Annotated in this window: 13 protein-coding genes; 8 read left to right on the forward strand and 5 right to left on the reverse strand. The window is 62.7% G+C overall.

Annotation, left to right across the window (positions count from 1 at the left end; all coding sequences use genetic code 11):
- The first annotated feature begins 24 nt into the window (after positions 1-24).
- From O6760_RS11555 to O6760_RS11575, 5 genes are all read left to right on the forward strand, one after another.
- Complete coding sequence (locus tag O6760_RS11555; RefSeq protein ID WP_269585513.1) at positions 25-879, forward strand: ABC transporter ATP-binding protein; 855 nt, start codon at positions 25-27, stop codon at positions 877-879.
- A 40-nt stretch (positions 880-919) separates the two neighbouring features.
- A complete protein-coding gene (locus tag O6760_RS11560; RefSeq protein WP_269585514.1) occupies positions 920-2158 on the forward strand; it encodes a phenylacetate--CoA ligase family protein in 1239 nt (412 codons plus the stop codon).
- A 285-nt stretch (positions 2159-2443) separates the two neighbouring features.
- Positions 2444-3523 carry a ferrochelatase gene (gene hemH / locus O6760_RS11565; RefSeq protein ID WP_269585515.1) on the forward strand — a complete coding sequence of 360 codons (1080 nt, stop codon included), beginning with the start codon at positions 2444-2446 and terminating at the stop codon, positions 3521-3523.
- Between the two features lie 200 nt (positions 3524-3723).
- Entirely contained in the window at positions 3724-4713 is a 990-nt protein-coding gene (locus tag O6760_RS11570) for an SPFH domain-containing protein (protein WP_269585516.1), read from the forward strand.
- Positions 4710-5165, forward strand: a complete 456-nt coding sequence (locus O6760_RS11575) for an NfeD family protein (protein WP_269585517.1) — start codon at positions 4710-4712, stop codon at positions 5163-5165. Before O6760_RS11570 ends, O6760_RS11575 begins: the two co-directional genes overlap by 4 nt.
- 35 nt (positions 5166-5200) lie before the next feature.
- Here the strand turns inward: O6760_RS11575 and O6760_RS11580 are convergent, their stop codons facing one another.
- The 3 genes from O6760_RS11580 to O6760_RS11590 all read right to left on the reverse strand — a co-directional run bounded on the left by O6760_RS11580 (position 5201) and on the right by O6760_RS11590 (position 7978).
- Positions 5201-6058 (reverse strand): OmpA/MotB family protein, encoded by an 858-nt coding sequence (locus tag O6760_RS11580; RefSeq protein WP_269585518.1) that lies wholly within the window; start codon positions 6056-6058, stop codon positions 5201-5203.
- Positions 6059-6082: 24 nt separating this feature from the next.
- On the reverse strand, positions 6083-6850 hold the full coding sequence (locus O6760_RS11585; RefSeq protein ID WP_269585519.1) for a motility protein A: 768 nt from the start codon (positions 6848-6850) through the stop codon (positions 6083-6085).
- A gap of 159 nt (positions 6851-7009) precedes the next feature.
- A complete protein-coding gene (locus O6760_RS11590) occupies positions 7010-7978 on the reverse strand; it encodes a KpsF/GutQ family sugar-phosphate isomerase (protein ID WP_269585520.1) in 969 nt (322 codons plus the stop codon).
- Positions 7979-8275: 297 nt separating this feature from the next.
- Here O6760_RS11590 and O6760_RS11595 point away from each other — a divergent pair, with 297 nt between their 5' ends.
- The 3 genes from O6760_RS11595 to O6760_RS11605 all read left to right on the forward strand — a co-directional run bounded on the left by O6760_RS11595 (position 8276) and on the right by O6760_RS11605 (position 12356).
- Positions 8276-9685 carry an outer membrane beta-barrel protein gene (locus tag O6760_RS11595; protein WP_269585521.1) on the forward strand — a complete coding sequence of 470 codons (1410 nt, stop codon included), beginning with the start codon at positions 8276-8278 and terminating at the stop codon, positions 9683-9685.
- Positions 9686-9761: 76 nt separating this feature from the next.
- A complete protein-coding gene (locus O6760_RS11600; protein WP_269585522.1) occupies positions 9762-11048 on the forward strand; it encodes a lytic murein transglycosylase in 1287 nt (428 codons plus the stop codon).
- A gap of 30 nt (positions 11049-11078) precedes the next feature.
- Positions 11079-12356: an SGNH/GDSL hydrolase family protein gene (locus tag O6760_RS11605; RefSeq protein WP_269585523.1), complete on the forward strand. Its 1278-nt coding sequence runs from the start codon at positions 11079-11081 to the stop codon at positions 12354-12356.
- 38 nt (positions 12357-12394) lie between these two features.
- Here O6760_RS11605 and O6760_RS11610 read toward each other — a convergent pair whose 3' ends face one another.
- Both O6760_RS11610 and gltB read right to left on the reverse strand, forming a co-directional pair.
- The gene (locus O6760_RS11610; RefSeq protein WP_269585524.1) at positions 12395-13825 is read right to left on the reverse strand and encodes a glutamate synthase subunit beta; all 1431 of its coding nucleotides are present in this window, start codon (positions 13823-13825) and stop codon (positions 12395-12397) included.
- A gap of 84 nt (positions 13826-13909) precedes the next feature.
- The gene (gene gltB / locus O6760_RS11615) at positions 13910-18643 is read right to left on the reverse strand and encodes a glutamate synthase large subunit (RefSeq protein ID WP_269585525.1); all 4734 of its coding nucleotides are present in this window, start codon (positions 18641-18643) and stop codon (positions 13910-13912) included.
- Between the last annotated feature and the right edge of the window lie 29 nt (positions 18644-18672).

Consider the following 18672-nt stretch of genomic DNA (forward strand, 5'->3'; position numbering starts at 1 on the left):
CGGGGTCTCTCAGGAGAGGACGGAATGGCACTTTTGGATGTAGAACAGCCCGGTTCGGGGCCTCAACAGGAGACGGCGGAAACGATCCTGTCGGTGAACAATATCGAGGTCATCTACGACCACGTGATCCTCGTCCTGAAGGGGGTTTCGCTGACGGTTCCCAAGGGCGGCATCGTGGCGCTGCTGGGCGCCAACGGCGCCGGCAAGACGACAACGCTGAAAGCCGTCTCCAACCTTCTGGGCGCGGAACGCGGCGAAGTCACCAAGGGCAAGATCCTGTTCGACAACGAGGAGGTCCAGGCCCTGTCGCCGAACGATCTGGTCCGGCGCGGTTGCATCCAGGTGATGGAAGGCCGGCACTGTTTCGGCCACCTTTCGATCGAAGAGAATTTGCTGACCGGAGCCTATACCCGCAAGGACGGATACGGCGCGGTCAAGAAAGACCTGGAAATGGTCTATGAGTATTTCCCGCGCCTGCGCGAAAGGCGCCAGAGCCAGGCGGGCTATACCTCCGGCGGCGAACAGCAGATGTGCGCGATCGGCCGCGCCCTGATGAGCCGGCCGAAAATGATCCTGCTGGACGAACCGAGCATGGGCCTTGCGCCGCAGCTTGTGGAAGAGATCTTCGAGATCGTGCGTCAGCTCAACCAGAACGAGGGCGTGTCCTTCCTGCTGGCGGAGCAGAACACCAACGTGGCGCTGAAATACGCCACCTACGGCTATATCCTCGAATCCGGCCGCATCGTGCTCGACGGCGATGCCAAGGCGCTCAGGGAGAACGAGGACGTCAAGGAATTCTATCTGGGTGTCGGCGGCGAGGGCCGCCGCTCGTTCCGGAACGTGAAACACTACAAACGAAGGAAGCGCTGGCTGGCCTGACCGGGTTTCGATCCCAGGGCCTCATAACGCGGAGACGACCATGAGCGATACGCAGTTTGACGCGCGCGAGCGGCAGGACCCCGCTCTGCGCGAGCAGGATCTTTTTGCCCGCTTGCCGGACCTGATTGCCCATGCGGTCGCAAAGTCACCGGGCTGGGCGTCGCATCTCGCGGGGCACGATCCCGCTATCGTGACCGGCCGGAAGGCTCTGGCCGGCCTGCCGGTGCTGCGCAAGTCCGACCTGATGGAAAAGCAACGCGCCAATCCGCCTTTCGGAGGCTTCCTGGCCGGAGACCTTGCGGGCGCGGCGCGGGTGTTCATGTCTCCGGGGCCGATCTGGGAACCCCAGGCGCCGGGCCTTGATCCGTGGAACGGAGCACGCAGCCTGTTCGCCGCCGGTATTCGCAAGGGCGATGTGGTGCTCAACGCCTTCTCCTACCACCTGACGCCGGGCGGCTTCATTCTCGACCAGGGCGCGATCGCGCTCGGTTGCACGGTCTTTCCGGCCGGTGTCGGCAACAGCGATACCCAGGTAGAGGCGATCGAGGTCTTGAAGCCGACCGCCTTTGTCGGCACGCCCGACTATCTCAAGGTCCTCCTGGACCGCGGCCGGGAACAGGGGAAAGATGTTTCCTCCATCAAGAAAGCCCTTGTTTCCGGCGGCGCTCTTTTCCCCTCGCTCAGGCAGGAATACGAGGACCAGGGCATCACCGTCGGCCAGTGCTACGCGACCGCCGATCTCGGTGTCATCGCCTATGAGACCGGCGCCCGGGACGGCATGGTGGTCAACGAGGACTATATCGTCGAGATCGTCCGTCCGGGCACCGGCGAGCCTGTGCCCGACGGCGAGGTCGGCGAACTGGTGGTGACCAATTTCAACAGCCTTTATCCGCTGATCCGGTTTGCCACCGGAGATCTGTCCAGGATCGTTCCCGGCCAGTCCGCCTGCGGGCGCACAAACATGCGTCTTGCCGGCTGGATGGGGCGGGCCGACCAACGCACCAAGGTCAAGGGCATGTTCGTCGATCCGGCACAGGTCGCCCAGATCGTGGCCGCGCATCCGGAGGTCGGCAAGGCGCGCCTTGCCGTCAGCCGCCAGGGCGAGACCGATGCCATGACCCTGACCGTCGAGACGGAGGTGACCGGCAACGGGTTGTCGGAGCGCATCGCCGCGACCCTGCGCGACGTGACCCGTCTCAAGGGCGAGGTGCTGCTGGTCCCTCCGGGCGACCTGCCCAATGACGGCAAGGTCATTGCCGACGAGCGGGAATACGGCTGAGGGGTGTTTGAAGACCTGCTTTTTCTGGAAAGCGGGAGCAAACAAAATCAACGTCATCCTGAGGAAGCGCGCTGGCGCTGTCTCGAAGGAAGGGCTGCATATACCGGACAAGCGGCCACGTCTTCGGGCCAGACACTCAGGATGAGGGCTTTTGTTCGCGTGGCTGAAATAATGGATGATCCACCTTGGTTCCAATGCGTATGACAAATGCCGCATTGGCCTGCATCGCCACATGGCCTATGTAAGGCGGAAGTTGAGACACGCGCCCAAGGAATTGCCCCGCACATGACCGTTCAGCCGTCCGCCCCCGTGACCGCGACCCAGGAAGCCGAGTTCAGGAAACTGCAGCTGCCGAACGACCATCCGTCCGTCAAGAGCGGCAAGGTGGGCGTGCTGCTGGTCAATCTGGGGACGCCGGATGCCACGGACTACTGGCCGATGCGCCGGTATCTGCGCGAATTCCTGTCCGACAAACGTGTCATCGAGTGGCCCCGGGCGATCTGGTACCCGATCCTCTACGGCATCGTGCTGATGACGCGGCCCGGCAAATCCGGCAAGGCTTACGAAGAAATCTGGAATCACGAGAAAAACGAGTCGCCTCTCCGGACGATCACGCGCAACCAGTCGGACAAGCTTGCCGAAATGCTGGGTGACAGCGACGGCCGGCTGACGGTCGACTGGGCCATGCGCTACGGTCAGCCGTCGATCCCCGACAAGCTCAAGGCGCTGAAGGACGCGGGTTGCGACCGGATCCTGGTCTATCCGCTTTATCCGCAATATTCGGCGACGACCACGGCGACCGTGAACGATGTCGTGTGCAAGACACTGCTGAAGATGCGCTGGCAGCCGGCGATCCGCACGGTGCCGCCCTACCATGACGATCCGGTCTATGTGACGGCGCTGGCGAAGTCGGTCGAGCAGCATCTGGAAAGCCTCGACTTCAAACCGGACGTGGTGCTGACCTCGTATCATGGCATTCCGCAATCCTATTTCCATCGCGGCGACCCCTATCATTGCCACTGCATGAAGACGACGCGGCTGATGCGCGAGGTGCTCGGCTGGGACAAGGAGAAGCTCCGGGTGACATTCCAGTCCCGTTTCGGGCCGGAGGAATGGCTGCAGCCCTACACGGACAAGACCGTCGAAAAACTCGCCAAAGACGGGGTCAAGAACATCGCCGTGATGAACCCCGGATTTGTCGCCGATTGTCTGGAAACCCTGGAAGAAATTGCCGGTGAGGCCGCAGAGATCTTCGAGGAACATGGCGGCGAGAATTTCAGCCACATTCCCTGTCTCAACGACAGCGACCTGGGCATGGACGTGATTGCCAGTGTGGTCAGGCGGGAACTGGGCGGCTGGATCTGACCGCCCTCGTCCACGCCGTTTCGGCGTGCCCATCCCGGATTATCAAGGGGACAGAACTGTCCACGGGCAGGACGCCGTCCGTTTCCGGCTGCTGCCTGCGCAAGGGCCGCGCATGTGCATTCCGCGTCAATTACGCTGGAACAGATCCTGAATTCGAAGCATAGTGCCCGCATAAATTTCAAAAAATACGGGAGACATCCATGCCCATAGCTGGATTCGATATTGTCCTGATCGGCCTGGTGGTGCTGGTCATCCTGGTATTCTTCGCCGGGGTGAAGACCGTCCCCCAAGGATACAACTATACCATCGAGCGTTTCGGGAAATACCGGAAGACCCTCACTCCGGGCCTCAATTTCATCATTCCGTTCATCGACCGTGTCGGCCACAAGCTGAACATGATGGAGCAGGTGCTCGACGTTCCGACGCAGGAGGTCATCACCCGGGACAACGCAACGGTCAGCGCCGATGGTGTCACCTTCTACCAGGTGCTTGATGCCGCCCGGGCCGCCTATGAAGTTCTGGGTCTGCAGAACGCCATACTCAACCTGACGATGACCAACATCCGCTCGGTGATGGGGTCCATGGATCTCGATGCGCTTTTGTCCAACCGCGACGAGATCAATGCCAAGATCCTGCGCGTGGTCGATGCGGCCGCCGAGCCCTGGGGCATCAAGATCACCCGAATCGAGATCAAGGACATCAACCCGCCGCGCGACCTCGTCGACGCCATGGCGCGTCAGATGAAGGCGGAACGCGAAAAGCGGGCCTATATCCTGGAAGCGGAAGGCAAGCGGCAGTCGGAAATCCTGAAGGCCGAAGGCGAAAAACAGGCCCTCATCCTGGAAGCTGAAGGCCGGCGCGAATCCGCGTTCCGCGATGCGGAAGCCCGTGAGCGCGAAGCAGAAGCCGAAGCCAAGGCGACACAGATGGTCAGCGCGGCGATCGCGTCGGGCGACGTTCAGGCGATCAACTATTTTGTTGCCAACAAGTATGTTGAAGCCTTTAAGGAGCTGGCGACGTCGCGCAACCAGAAGACCTTGATCCTGCCCATGGAGGCCACGTCCCTTCTCGGTGCGCTCAGCGGGATCGGTGAAATCGCCAAGGAAGCCTTTGGCGACGACATGGGCGGCGCCCGGGCCTCCTCCCGGATTCCGAATACCGGTGCGGGCGAGGGAGGTCCGGAACGGTGAGCCTGATTGAAAGCACGATCGAGGCGCTCGGACCCTGGAGCTGGTTTGTCCTGGGCCTCCTCCTTCTGGGTCTCGAGATCCTCGCGCCCGGAACGATTTTCCTCTGGTTCGGCCTGTCGGCTATTGTCGTCGGGATTGTGTCGCTGGTGTACGATTTCGCCTGGCAGATCGACGTCAGCCTGTTCATTGTCCTGTCGCTGGTCAGTCTTCTGATCGGCCGCAGGCTGATGATCCGTCTGATCTCCGAAAAAGGCGACCCCGGCCTCAATCAGCGCGGCAGCCGCTATGTCGGCCGGGAATTCACGCTTGCGACGCCCTTGAGCGAAGGGGCCGGGAACCTCTCCATCGACGATACGATCTGGCGGATCACCGGCCCGGACCTGCCGGCGGGAACGAAGGTGCGCGTTGAATCCATCGACGGTGTCAGACTGGTGGTGACACGCGCCGAGTGATCACCGCGCGTTGCCGAACCTCCGGCCGGGCTGTGTCAGGGCTTGTGGCCCGCGGGGAGTGGCGGTTCCTCGGCCTTGAGCAGGATGCCGATCCGGCGGTTCGCCGCGAGATACGGGTCGTTCGGAAACAGCGGTTCCGTGTCCGCCTTGCCGACAACGGCAAAGAACTGGTCGTCCTGCACGCCGTATTCGGCGAGGATCTGCCGGGCGACGTTGGCGCGTTCGCTTGACAGGTCCCAGCCGGTGTAACTCGGATTTGCCGACAGTTGCCCGGCGGTCGTGTGGCCCGTTATCTCGACCCGGTTGGGCATCTGGGCAAGCACCGGAGCCATCTTGGCGATGAGGCGCCGGGTCGTTTCGTAAGGGTATTTGGAGCCTTCGCGGAACATTGACCGGCCGTCCTGGTCGACCAGCATGATGTTCAGCCCTTCCTCGGTTTCCTCAAGGATAATGTTGCTGGAAATCTCGGTGATTTCCGGCATCTCCTGCCAGGCCTGGCGCAAGGAGGCGGCCGCGGTGGCAAACTGGCGCGGCTTTTCGATGTCCGCTTCCAGGGTGTCGTGGGTGTTGGCTTCCGGTCCCTGCTTGCGTCTCTTCTCGTGACGCTCCTGGGAAAAGTCGGAGTCGTTTTCCTGTTCGACCTGGCTGATGTCCTTCATGTAGTCGCGAATGGGGATGCCCTCGACCTCGATGATGCCGGTCTTGCGGGACGTGTCCTTGACGCCGAAGGCCTCGCGCATCGACCCGGCCACGACCTGAAGCTTTTCCTTGTCCTGAATGGAAAAGGAAATGATCAGGACGAAGAAACACACAAGCAGGGACATCAGGTCGGCGAACGTCACCAGCCAGTCCGGTGCGCCGCCGCCGCTTTGAGGTTTTTTCTTCTTGGCCATGCCTTGGTCCGGTCCGTTTCCGCCCTACGCCGCGTCGACCAGTTCGGCGCGCGCCTTTTCCGGCAGGTAGGCGATCAGCATTTCCTTGATCAAGGCCGGGCTCTTCGATTCGCGGATCTGGCAAACACCATCGATGATCAGCGTCTGATTGAGGTCGTCCACGTCAAACTTGGCGTCCAGCTTGTCCACCAGCGGCAGACAGATGATGTTGGACACGAGCGCACCGTACAGCGTCGTCAGCAGCGCGACGGCCATGGAGGGGCCGATGGCGGCCGGATCGTCCATGTTGGCCAGCATCTGCACCAGGCCGACCAGTGTCCCGATCATGCCGAAGGCCGGTGCCGAATCGCCGAGCGCCTTGAACACACGCCGGCCTTCCGACAGGCGCGACAGTTGCAGGTCGCGCTCACGCTCCATCGATTCCTTGATGAATTCCAGCTCGTAACCATCGGCGATGTATTGAACGCCCTTGGCGAGATTCGGATCGGAGACGTCGACGTTTTCCAGGCCCAGAGGGCCGGACTTGCGCACGATTTCACCCAGGTTGGTGATTTCGGAGATCAGGTCGCGCGGACTGGCGCTCTTGCCGGCAAGAGCGATCTTGAAGCCGGTCACGAAGGCGGCGATGACGTCGGACAGCTGAAAGCGGATGAGTGTGGCCGCGAGGCCGCCGCCGAACACGATCAGGATCGAGGGTATGTCGACGAATTGCGTAAAGCTGCCGCCGAGAAAAACGGCGGTGATCACGACGCCGAATGCGCCGATAATACCGATTAATGTCGCCAGATCCATTCTGTACACACACCAAGGTCTGTGGCTGTCGAGCCAAGGAAACTTTTGGGCAGTGTAAGTGGCTTATGGCTAATCAAATCCTAATGCCGATCGAGTTCGGCATCAGAAAGAAACGATTTTACCGTTCGTGATGCGATTGTGAAGGCGCAGGTCCGTCGTTCAGGCGGCGCCGATCCGCAACAGATCATGCAGGTGTACGATGCCGACAGGACGTCCGTCCTCGATGACAAAGACGGATGTGATCGACAGGCTGTTGACCAGCTCCAGGATCGAGGCGGACAGGGTGTCGAGGGAAACCGTCTTCGGCGAACGCGTCATGATCTCGCCGGCGGTCTTGTCCAGCAGATTTGAGGAGACGTGGCGGCGCAAGTCACCGTCGGTGATGATGCCGGTCAGCTGCCGCAGTTCGTCGACGACCCCGAGAACACCGAAGCCGCGTTGCGTCATCAGCACGATGCCTTCGCTCATGGGTGTGTCGGCCGAAACGATCGGCATCCGCTCTCCGGTGTGCATGATGTCCTTGGCGGACTTCAGGCTCGCGCCCAGGCGACCTCCGGGATGGAACACGCGGAAGTCCTGCGCCGTGAAGCCGCGGCCTTCGAGAAGCGCAACGGCGAGAGCGTCGCCGATGGCCAGCTGGATCAGCGCGGAGGTCGTCGGTGCAAGCCCGTGCGGACATGCTTCGGCGACACTCGGCAACTTCATGACGATGTCGGCCGCCCGGCCGAGCGTGCTGTCCTGGCGAGACGTGATTGCCACGAGCGAGACCTTGAATCGGCGCGTGTAACTCACGATCCCGGCAAGCTCCTGGGTTTCCCCGGACCAGGACAGGGCAAGCACCACATCGTTTTCCGTGATCATGCCGAGATCGCCGTGGCTGGCTTCGCTGGCGTGGACGAAAAAGGCCGGTGTTCCGGTCGACGCCAGGCTGGCGGCGATCTTGGTGCCGATATGGCCGCTCTTGCCGATGCCCGTCACGATGACACGGCCCGGGCTCTTCTGAATGAGCTCGCAGGTTTGCTGGAAGGGGGCGGCAAGACCGTTTTTCAGGGCAGCGCGTACTGCGCTCAGACCGGCAATCTCCGTTTCCAGGGTCCTTTCCGCGGACACCAGACTTTGGGAGGTCATGTCGAAATCTTCTTCGGAGGCGAGGTCGGAGCGCGTGACTGTCATAATTTTTAAACTTTATTGTTTTGCTGGTCCAGCTCTAGGCCAGACGCCCAGCGGGATCAAGCTCCCGTGGAAGGTTAAATCGATTTAGGGAACCTGACTTTCTGTAACAACGTGTAACTTGTCAATTTGCGAAAAAGAAACGAAGGATTAACCAAGCTTGGTCAATTTGGGTGGGAACACGACGTCGACTGGTTCCTGACCCTTATGCATCGCCTCTTGCTACTCCTATTGTGTCTTGCCGTGGTGTCGGCCGTGCCTGCGGCCGGGCAGACGGCGCTTGGCGACTTGCGCGGCAGCGATGACCCGGAAGGCGCACGGGAAGCGGAAGACACGGTCGACGAGGCCGTGGACCCCAATCCCACGCAGGCCGATGTCTATTCGCTGCGCAGCACGCTCAACGCGGCCAACGCGGAAACAGGCTCGAGCGGCCTGGGCACGGCCGGGCGTGTCACTCCAGTGCGTCCGTTCTCCGACAGGATTGCAGCCGTCAGCCGGTCGGTTCCCTTGTCGGGTGGCGGGATCGACGACAGCGTCTTCGGCGGCGACACGACCTTCGACGCGGCGCAAGGTATCCGGCTCGGTTCGTTCACGTTCACGCCCCAGGTGACGCTGTCCGGAGGCTGGACGGACAACAGGGCCCAGTCCTCGTCCGGAACGCCGGGCGGGCTTTACAGGATTGCCCCGGACCTTTCCCTGACATCGGACTGGTCGCGACACGAGCTGGACCTATCGTTGCGCGGGTCCTACACGGGCTATCCCGGCGACGCCGACGACAACCAAGCCAGTGTCTTTGCCGCCGGCAACCTGAGGCTTGATATCAGCGAAGCGACCCAGGTGACGACCAGCGTCAGCTACAGCTACACCCAGGAAGAAGACGGCAGCGCGGAATCCACGTCTTCCGGTAATGACCAGAACCAGAGTATTTCCGGCGATCTCAGCGGGACTCGGGCTATTGGCATTGTCGCGGCGACGGCCTCGCTCGGCGTCGACCGCAACACCTACTTTGCCGACAGCGGATCGGAAAGCGGGCGGGACAACACGCTTTATTCGGCGGGCCTGAGGCTTGACGGAAACACCGGCAGCGTCGTGACGCCCTTTGTCGAGGGTGCGCTGCTGCTCCGGCGTTATGACCAGGCCTGCAGCGACAGCCTGTGTGAAAAGCGCAATGCCGACGGCTATGAGGTCAAGGCCGGTGTCACCATCGCGTCCGGACCCAAACTGACCGGGGAACTCGGCGCGGGCTGGCGGATCGAGAACATAGAGGACAGCCGCCTGGATGCCCTCTCCGGGCTTGTGCTCGACGCGTCCCTGGTCTGGTCGCCGAGCCGCCTGACGACGGTGACCGCGGGTCTGGGCACGGATTTCTCCGCCACGGACATTGACGGTGCCAGCGGGTCGATTATCTATTCCGGGGATCTGAGGCTTGCCCATGGCTTCAGTGACCGCCTCGTTGCCGAAACCGGGCTCGGCTACAGCTACCGGACCTATGAAGGCGTTTCCATCGAGGAGCGTACCTTGACCGGGTTCGGAGGTGTCACTTTTGCACTGACACAGAACGTCGCGCTGACGGCGGATTACACCCACCGCCGGTTCGACAGCTCGCAGGATGGCAGCGATTATACCGAGAACGCGGTTGAAGCCGGGCTCAGATTCCGGCATTAACTTTACGGTAACCAAATCAAGACCATTCATGGGCGGGGGCAGAAACAATACGGACCTGGGCGTCAAGGAGGCCCTGATGCGGAGTTTTGCGCGGCGAACCGCCGAAGTGATGATGTCGTTGCCCCGATTTGGAATTCTTGGAAAACCGCTGCGCCGCGGACTGCAGCCGGCTCTCGTAGGGACCGCACTGCTGGGAACTGTCCTTGCGGGCACCATCCTGCCTGCCAGGGCCGATCCGGGATTCGACACTTTCGTCCGGGGGTTCTGGCCCAAGGCGCAGGCCGCCGGAATTTCCGCGCAGACCTACAATGCCGTCTTCACCGGCATGCAGCCCGATGACGACACGTTGCGGCTGATGAGCAAGCAATCGGAATTCGTCAAGCCGATCTGGGACTATCTGGACAGCGCGGTCTCCGACACCCGTGTCGAAAAGGGCCGTGAGATGCTGCAGGAATACGGTTCCGTCCTGCAGCAGATCGAGGCCCGTTACGGCGTCGACCGCGAAGCCGTGCTCGCGATCTGGGGCATGGAGACCAACTATGGCGGCTTCATGGGCCGTCACAATGTCATCCAGGCACTGGCGACGCTTTCCTATGCCGCGCCGAGGCGCAAGAGTTTCTGGGAAAAGGAACTGATCACTGCGCTCGGCGTCGTCCAGGCGGGTCATGTTCGTTTCGAAGACATGGAAGGCTCCTGGGCGGGCGCCATGGGCCACACCCAGTTCATGCCGTCCAGCTGGAAGGCCTATGCGGCGGACTACAATGGTGACGGACGCCGTGACATCTGGACCTCGATTCCCGACGCCCTTGCCTCGACGGCGAATTACCTGAAGAAGCATGGCTGGCAGACCGGCAAGACCTGGGGCTACGAGGTCAAGTTGCCGGCCGGGTTCGATTATCACCTGGCCGACGGCGACAAGACGCTGACGCTCGGCGAATGGAGCCGTTACGGCATCCGCCGGTCAAACGGCAAGGGCTTTCCGCGTCCCGCCGACAATGCCATCCTGGTGCTGCCCGCCGGTGCCAGCGGCCCGGCCTTCCTGATGCTGAAGAATTTCTATGTCATCAAGCGCTACAACAACGCGACCGCCTATGCGCTTGCGGTCGGCCACCTCGCGGACCGGCTCATCGGTGGCGGCCCGCTGGAAGGGGACTGGTCGAGGGAACATCTGCCGTTGAGCCGATCCGAAACCGCCGAATTGCAGGCCCTGCTGAACCGGCACGGGTTTTCCGTTGGCAGCGCGGACGGAAAGATCGGTCCGGCAACCAGGCGGGGTATCCGGGCCTACCAGAAATCCAGAGGCATGATTCCGGATGGCTATGCCTCCGTGGTTTTGCTGGCACGGCTGAAGCTTGGCAGCTAGACTGGGCCAAACAAACCTTGGGAGCCCTGCGTGCGTTTCTGGAAGTGGCATGACAAATGCTCGGTCGGGACAGGACCTGTCTTGCGGCTCGTCGCGCTTGCCGTCGCCCTCGCCTTTGTCCTTGAACCCGCCGGCGCCGCCGCGCAAGCGATCCCGGATGAAGAAATCGTGGTTGCACAGAACGGGCCGTTCAGGGGCTTCAACCCGTTCGCGCCGTTGCAGCGGCTTTTCGGCGGCGGCCAGCGGCGTACGAAGAAACAGCCGCAACGCCAGCAACGTCCGCGGGCAACCCGCCCGGCCGGTGCGGCTCCGAAATTCGAGACGGTGCAAAAGGACCCGGACGCCGGCCTGATCCTCGTGGTCGGTGACCGCATGGCGCGCGGCGTTGCCGACGGCCTGAAGTTCATGCTGTCGGAAAAACCGCAGATCCGGGTCGAACCCATTACGGACGACAAGGGCGGATTTACCGGCGAAACGCCTCCTGACTGGACGACGCAAGTCCTGTCGAAGATCCGGGGCGGCGACGTGAAGGCGGTCGTTGTCATGATCGGCCACCGGGACCTCGGCAAGACCTTTCCGGGAGAGCCGCCGATCGAATTCATGACGCAAGAGTGGCTGGACACCTATCGTGACAAGGTCGCCGCGCTGGTGCGTGTCGTGAGGCAGGAGAAGAAGCCCCTGGTCTGGGCGGGATTGCCTCCGACCAACGACGAGCTGGTCAATGCGGACTTTACCCAGCTGAACTCCATTTTCCAGGGAAGCGCCGAGGACCGCCGCGTACGCTACGTGGACATCTGGGATATCTTCCTGGCCGAGGACAGCACCTATTCCTCATATGGCCCGGACGTGGACGGGAAGAATACGCGGCTGAGGACGAATGACCGGATCGGTTTCACCTGGGCCGGCTATCAGAAGGTCGCGTTTTTTGTCGAGCGCGAATTGCTGCGTCTGCTGGGCGGCTATGGAGGCCTGGCGTTCGAGGGCGTGGAAGACGACCCGAATTTCATTGTTCTGACCGGGCGGACCACCTCGCCCGAAGCCCTTCTGCTTGGCGGCGAGGAAGACACGTCCATCGACCCGAAGAGCCGGCCCTACCGGTTCTTCGTCAACGGCGAACCGCTGCAGCCCATGCGCGGCAGGGTGGATGACCCACGCGTTCGGGCGGAAGGACCGGCCATTCCTCTGGATGAGCCCGCAAGCACTGCAGCCCCGCCCAGGGTTCCCGGGCTGCGCGGACCCCTGTCCGGCATTTCCCGCTCGGAGCAGGGGAGCCGGGTCTCGGTGACCCTTCAACCCGGCGGGGAATGAGGTTCTGTCCCCACCCGTCCGGCTGATGCCGGAACTTCTTACCGCGGCAGGTCGGTTGCGCCGGTCAGGTAGAGGTCGACGGAGCGGGCGGCCTGACGGCCTTCGCGGATGGCCCAGACCACCAAAGACTGGCCCTTGCGCACGTCGCCGGCTGCAAACACCTTGTCGATGCTTGTCTTGTAGTCGTCGGTATTGGCCTTCACGTTGGTGCGGCCATCGAGTTCCAGGTTGTCGCCGGCCTCGGCAATATAGGTCTCCAGAAGAGGGCCGGAGAAACCGATCGCTGCCAGGACAAGGTCCGCGCGCAGGATGAATTCCGTGCCTTCGATCGGACGGCGCTTTTCGTCCACCCGGGCGCATTTGACACCAACGACCTTGCCGTCCTCGCCGACCAGGCCAAGGGTCGCGGCGGAGAATTCGCGCTCCGCGCCTTCCGCCTGGCTGGAGGAGGTGCGGAACTTGGTCGGCCAGTAGGGCCAGACAGCCAGCTTGTCTTCCTTCAACGGCGGAATCGGCCGGATGTCGAGCTGGGTCACCGACAGGGCGCCCTGGCGGAAAGCCGTCCCGACGCAGTCCGAGGCGGTGTCGCCGCCACCGATGACGACCACATGCTTGCCACCGGCCCAGATCGGGGCATCGTCGCCTTCCGGCTCGCCGCCGACGCGGCGGTTCTGCTGGACAAGGTAGGGCATTGCCCAATGGCAACCTTCCATCTCCATTCCGGAGACGCCGGGATCGCGCGGGCGCTCGGCGCCGGCGCACAGGATCACGGCATCGTGGCGTGCGGTCAGTTCCTCGAGGCTCACGGTGACGCCGACATTGACGCCGTAATGGAAGGTGACCCCTTCGGCTTCCATCTGTTGCACCCGGCGGTCGATGTAATGCTTTTCCATCTTGAAGTCGGGAATGCCGTAGCGCAGCAGGCCGCCGGCCTTGGGTTCGCGCTCATAGACATGAACCGTGTGGCCGGCGCGCGCGAGCTGCTGCGCCGCGGCCATGCCGGCCGGGCCGGAGCCGATGATGGCAACGGCCTTGCCGGTCTTGGTCGCGGAAGGCTCGGGCTGGATCCAGCCGTTCTCCCAGCCCTTGTCGGCAATCGCCTGTTCCACGCTTTTGATGTTCACCGGAATGTCTTCCAGGTTGAGCGTGCAGGCTTCCTCGCACGGGGCGGGGCAGATCCGGCCGGTGAATTCGGGAAAGTTGTTGGTGGAATGCAGATTGCGCAGGGCAATGTCCCAGTCCCCCTGGTAGACCAGATCGTTCCAGTCCGGGATCTGGTTGTTCACGGGACAGCCGTCCGGTCCGTGACAGAAGGGAATGCCGCAATCCATGCAACGCGCCGCCTGGTTGGCGACTTCCTGGTCGTTCAGCGGGATGGTGAATTCGCGGAAGTGGCGAATGCGGTCGGAGGCAGGTTGATACTTCTGTTCCTGCCGGTCGATTTCCATAAATCCGGTTACCTTACCCAAGGCGACCTCCTCAAACTTTTCTTGTCCACAAGGCGGCTCGATCGGCCGCGAGGCGGCCGAGAGCCCAGTTGTTCAAGTGCCGGGTTATTCGGCAGCGACCATGCCCAGGCGCTGCTCTTCCATTTCCCTGAGCGCACGGCGGTATTCGACCGGCATGACCTTGACGAATTTCGGACGGTAGGTCGTCCAGTCGTCCAGGATGGCCCTGGCCTTGGCCGAGCCGGTGTAGTTGGCGTGCTTGGCCAGCATCTGGCGCAGGCGCTCGTCATCGTGGCGGGTCATGTCGCAAGACAGGTCGACGCGGCCCTTGTGCTCGATGTCGCCCCCGTGGTGATGCAGCTTTTCAAGCAGGTCATCCTCTTCGGTCACGGGTTCGATATCGACCATGGCCAGGTTGCAGCGGGAGCCGAAGGATCCGTCCTCGTCGAGCACGTAGGCGATGCCTCCGGACATGCCAGCCGCGAAGTTGCGGCCTGTCTGGCCGATGACAACGACAACACCGCCGGTCATGTATTCGCAGCCGTGGTCGCCCACGCCCTCGACCACGGCGATGGCGCCGGAGTTGCGCACGGCAAAACGTTCGCCCGCGACGCCGCGGAAATAACATTCGCCCTCGGTCGCGCCGTACAGCACGGTGTTGCCGACGATGATGCTGTCTTCGGCAACGATCCGGGCATTTTCCGGAGGCCGAACGATCAGCTTGCCGCCGGCAAGTCCCTTGCCGACATAGTCGTTGGCGTCGCCGACAAGATTGATGGTGACCCCGCGCGACACAAAGGCGCCGAAGGCCTGACCGGCGGTTCCCTTCAGGTTGACCGTCAGCGTGTCGGCTTCCTTCAGGCCCTTGTTGCCGTAGCGCTTGGCAATCTCACCGGAGAGCATCGCGCCGACCGAACGGTCGACCGAACAGATGGTCTCCTCGATGACCGTCGGCGTCTTGTTCTCCAGCGCCGGTTTGGCAGCGGCGATCAGGCGGCGGTCGAGAATGTCGTGGATCGGGTGATCCTGACGCTCGGTCCAGCGCGTTTCCTCCGGAGCCGCCTCGGGCTGGAAGAAGATGCGGGAGAAATCGAGTCCCTTGGCCTTCCAATGCTCGAGCGCCCCGTTCTTGTCGAGGAAGTCGGAGCGGCCGATCATGTCGTCGAGCCTGGCAATCCCGAGATTGGCCATCAGTTCGCGGACTTCTTCCGCGACATAGAAGAAGTAGTTGATGACGTGTTCCGGGGTGCCCTTGAAACGCTTGCGCAGGACCGGGTCCTGGGTGGCGATGCCGACCGGGCAGGTGTTCAGATGACACTTGCGCATCATCAGGCAGCCCGCGGCGATCAGCGGCGCGGTCGAGAACCCGAATTCGTCGGCTCCCAGCAACGCGCCGACGATGACGTCCCGGCCCGTGCGCAGGCCGCCGTCAACCTGGAGCGCGATGCGCGAGCGCAACCCGTTCAGGACGAGGGTCTGCTGGGTTTCCGCCAGGCCGATTTCCCAGGGACTGCCGGCATGCTTGATCGACGTCAGCGGCGAAGCGCCCGTGCCACCGTCGTAGCCCGACACGGTGATGTGGTCGGCGCGTGCCTTGGCAACGCCTGCCGCAACCGTGCCGACGCCCACTTCCGACACCAGCTTGACCGAAATGTCGGCTTGCGGATTGACGTTCTTCAGGTCGTAGATGAGCTGCGCCAGATCCTCGATGGAATAGATGTCGTGGTGCGGCGGCGGCGAAATCAGGCCGACACCCGGGGTGGAGTGACGGACCTTGGCGATGACAGCGTCGACCTTGTGGCCGGGAAGCTGACCGCCTTCACCCGGCTTGGCGCCCTGAGCCACCTTGATCTGGATCATGTCGGAATTGACGAGATATTCGGTGGTCACGCCGAAGCGGCCCGAAGCAACCTGCTTGATTGCGGAACGCTGCGGGTTGGTCGACCCGTCCGGAAGCGGGTTGAAACGCTCCGGTTCCTCGCCGCCTTCACCGGTGTTCGACTTGCCGCCGATCTGGTTCATGGCCATCGCCAGGGTGGTGTGCGCCTCGCGGGAGATCGAGCCGAAGGACATGGCCCCCGTGACAAAGCGCTTGACGATGTCTTCCGCGGGTTCGACCTGGTCAAGCTCGATCGGCGTCCGGCCGATTTCCTCGGCGGACTTGATGCGGAACAGTCCGCGGATCGCGTAGCGGCCGCTGTCCTCGTTCACCTGCTTGGCGAAGGCCCGGTACATGTCCGGCAGCTTCGAGCGGACGGCGTGCTGCAGCGTCGCGATGGATTCCGGCGTCCACATGTGGCTTTCGCCGCGTGTCCGGTAGGCGTATTCGCCGCCGACTTCCAGGGACCGGCGCAGGATCGCAACGTCTCCGAAGGCTTCTTCGTGGCGCTGGACTGTTTCCTCGGCGACCTCGCCAAGTCCGATGCCCTCGATCATGGTCGCCGTGCCGAAGAAATATTTCTTCACGAACTCGGAGGAAAGGCCGACGGCATCGAAGATCTGGGCGCCGCAATAGGACTGGTAGGTCGAAATGCCCATCTTCGACATGACCTTCAGGATGCCCTTGTCGATCGACTTGATGTAGCGCTCGACCACCTCGTACTGGTCTACTTCCTCCGGGAAGTCCATTTCCATGTGCATGGACAGGAGCGTCTCGAAGGCGAGATAGGGGTTGATCGCTTCCGCGCCGAAGCCGGCCAGAACGCAGAAGTGGTGCACTTCGCGCGCTTCACCGGTTTCGACCACGAGGCCGACGGAAGTCCGCAGGCCCTTGCGGATCAGGTGGTGGTGCACGGCGGCCGTCGCCAGCAGGGCCGGGATCGCGATCCGCGAGCGGCTGATCAGCCGGTCGGACAGGATGATGATGTTGTAGCCGTCCAGGACCGCCTTTTCGGCGCGTTCGCACAACTCGCGGAGCGCGCCCTCCATGCCGCCGGCGCCCTTTTCGGCATTGTAGGTGATGTCCAGGGTCTTGGCCGAGAACTGGTTGTCGGCAATGTCGCCGATGGCCCGGATCTTCTCCAGGTCCTCGTTGGAGAGGATCGGCTGGCGGACTTCCAGGCGCTTCGAGGTCGAGGCGCCTTCAAGGTCGAAGATGTTCGGGCGCGGGCCGATGAACGAGACCAGGCTCATCACCAGTTCCTCGCGGATCGGGTCGATCGGCGGGTTGGTGACCTGGGCGAAGTTCTGCTTGAAATAGGTGTAGAGCAGCTTGGACTTGTCCGACAGCGCCGAAAGGGGCGTGTCGGTGCCCATGGAGCCGATGGCTTCCTGGCCGACCGTGGCCATCGGGGTCATCAGAAGCTTGATGTCTTCCTGCGTGTAGCCGAAGGCCTGCTGGCGGTCGAGCAGGCTTTCACCGGCGACCGGCGCCCGCTGGCGCACGCCCGGCAGGTCTTCCAGGACGATCTGGGACCGGTGCAGCCAGTCCTTGTAGGGGTTGGCCGTGGACAGCTGGCGCTTGATCTCGTCGTCGGAGACGATCCGGCCCTCGTCGAGGTCGATCAGCAGCATCCGGCCCGGTTGCAGGCGCCATTTCTGGACGATGCGCTCTTCCTCGACCGGAAGAACCCCGACCTCGGAGGACATGATGACAAAATCGTCGTCCGTGACGATGTAGCGGGCCGGGCGCAGACCGTTGCGGTCAAGCGTCGCGCCGATCTGGCGGCCGTCGGTAAAGGCCACGGCGGCGGGCCCGTCCCACGGTTCCATGAGAGCCGCGTGATATTCGTAGAAGGCCCGGCGGTTGTCATCCATCAGCGGGTTGCCGGCCCAGGCTTCCGGGATCAGCATCATCGCGGCATGGGCAAGCGAATACCCGCCCATGACGAGGAATTCCAGGGCGTTGTCGAAGCAGGCCGTGTCCGACTGGCCTTCGTAGGAAATGGGCCAGAGCTTGGAAATGTCGTCTCCAAGCAGCGTGGACGACACGGACGCCTGGCGGGCCGCCATCCAGTTGACGTTGCCGCGCAGGGTGTTGATCTCGCCGTTATGGGCGACCATGCGATAAGGGTGCGACAGGTCCCAGGACGGGAAGGTGTTGGTCGAGAAGCGCTGGTGCACGAGGGCAAGGGCGGAGGTGAAGCGCTCGTCCTTCAGGTCCGCGTAATAGGCGCCGAGCTGATAGGCCAGGAACATGCCCTTGTAGACAATGGTGCGGCACGACAGCGAGACGATGTAGAAGCCCTTGGAAACCGCGTCGGTCTCGGCGCGGACACGGTTGGAAATCACCTTGCGCAGAACGTAGAGGCGGCGTTCGAATGCATCCTGGTCGCCGCCGGAATTCCGGATGAAGACCTGGCGGGAGACCGGTTCCGTGGCGGCGATGTCGGGTGCCTTGGAGAGCGAGGAATTGTCGACCGGCACGTCGCGCCAGCCGATCAGGTTCTTGCCTTCTTCCTCGATGACACGCTCGATGATGGCTTCGCATTTCGCGCGCAGCGCATCGTCCTGGGGCATGAAGATGAACCCGACGCCGTAGTCGCCTTCATCGGGAAGCGGCGTCCCGGCCTTTGCCAATTCGTCGGCGAAGAATCCGTGCGGGATCTGCACCAGCATGCCGGCGCCGTCACCCATCAGGGGGTCGGCTCCGACCGCGCCGCGGTGTGTCAGGTTCTCGAGAATCTGCAAGCCGTCGGCCACAATCCGGTGGGATTTGCTGCCTTTCATGTGCGCGACAAAGCCCACGCCGCAGGCATCGTGTTCGCGCGACGGAGAGTAGAGCCCTTTGTCGGCGGCCGTGCCCAGTCTTTCGGCAAGAGTTCGGCTGGTGGTCGTTGTCTTCAAGACCTGTCCTCCGGCTTGCATGGCTGTGCTGGTCGTCAGCTCTTGTCTCGTCATGTGCGCCCTCACTGTAAACCCCAGTGTCG

This window comes from Roseibium sp. Sym1, from assembly GCF_027359675.1.
GTDB lineage: Bacteria > Pseudomonadota > Alphaproteobacteria > Rhizobiales > Stappiaceae > Roseibium.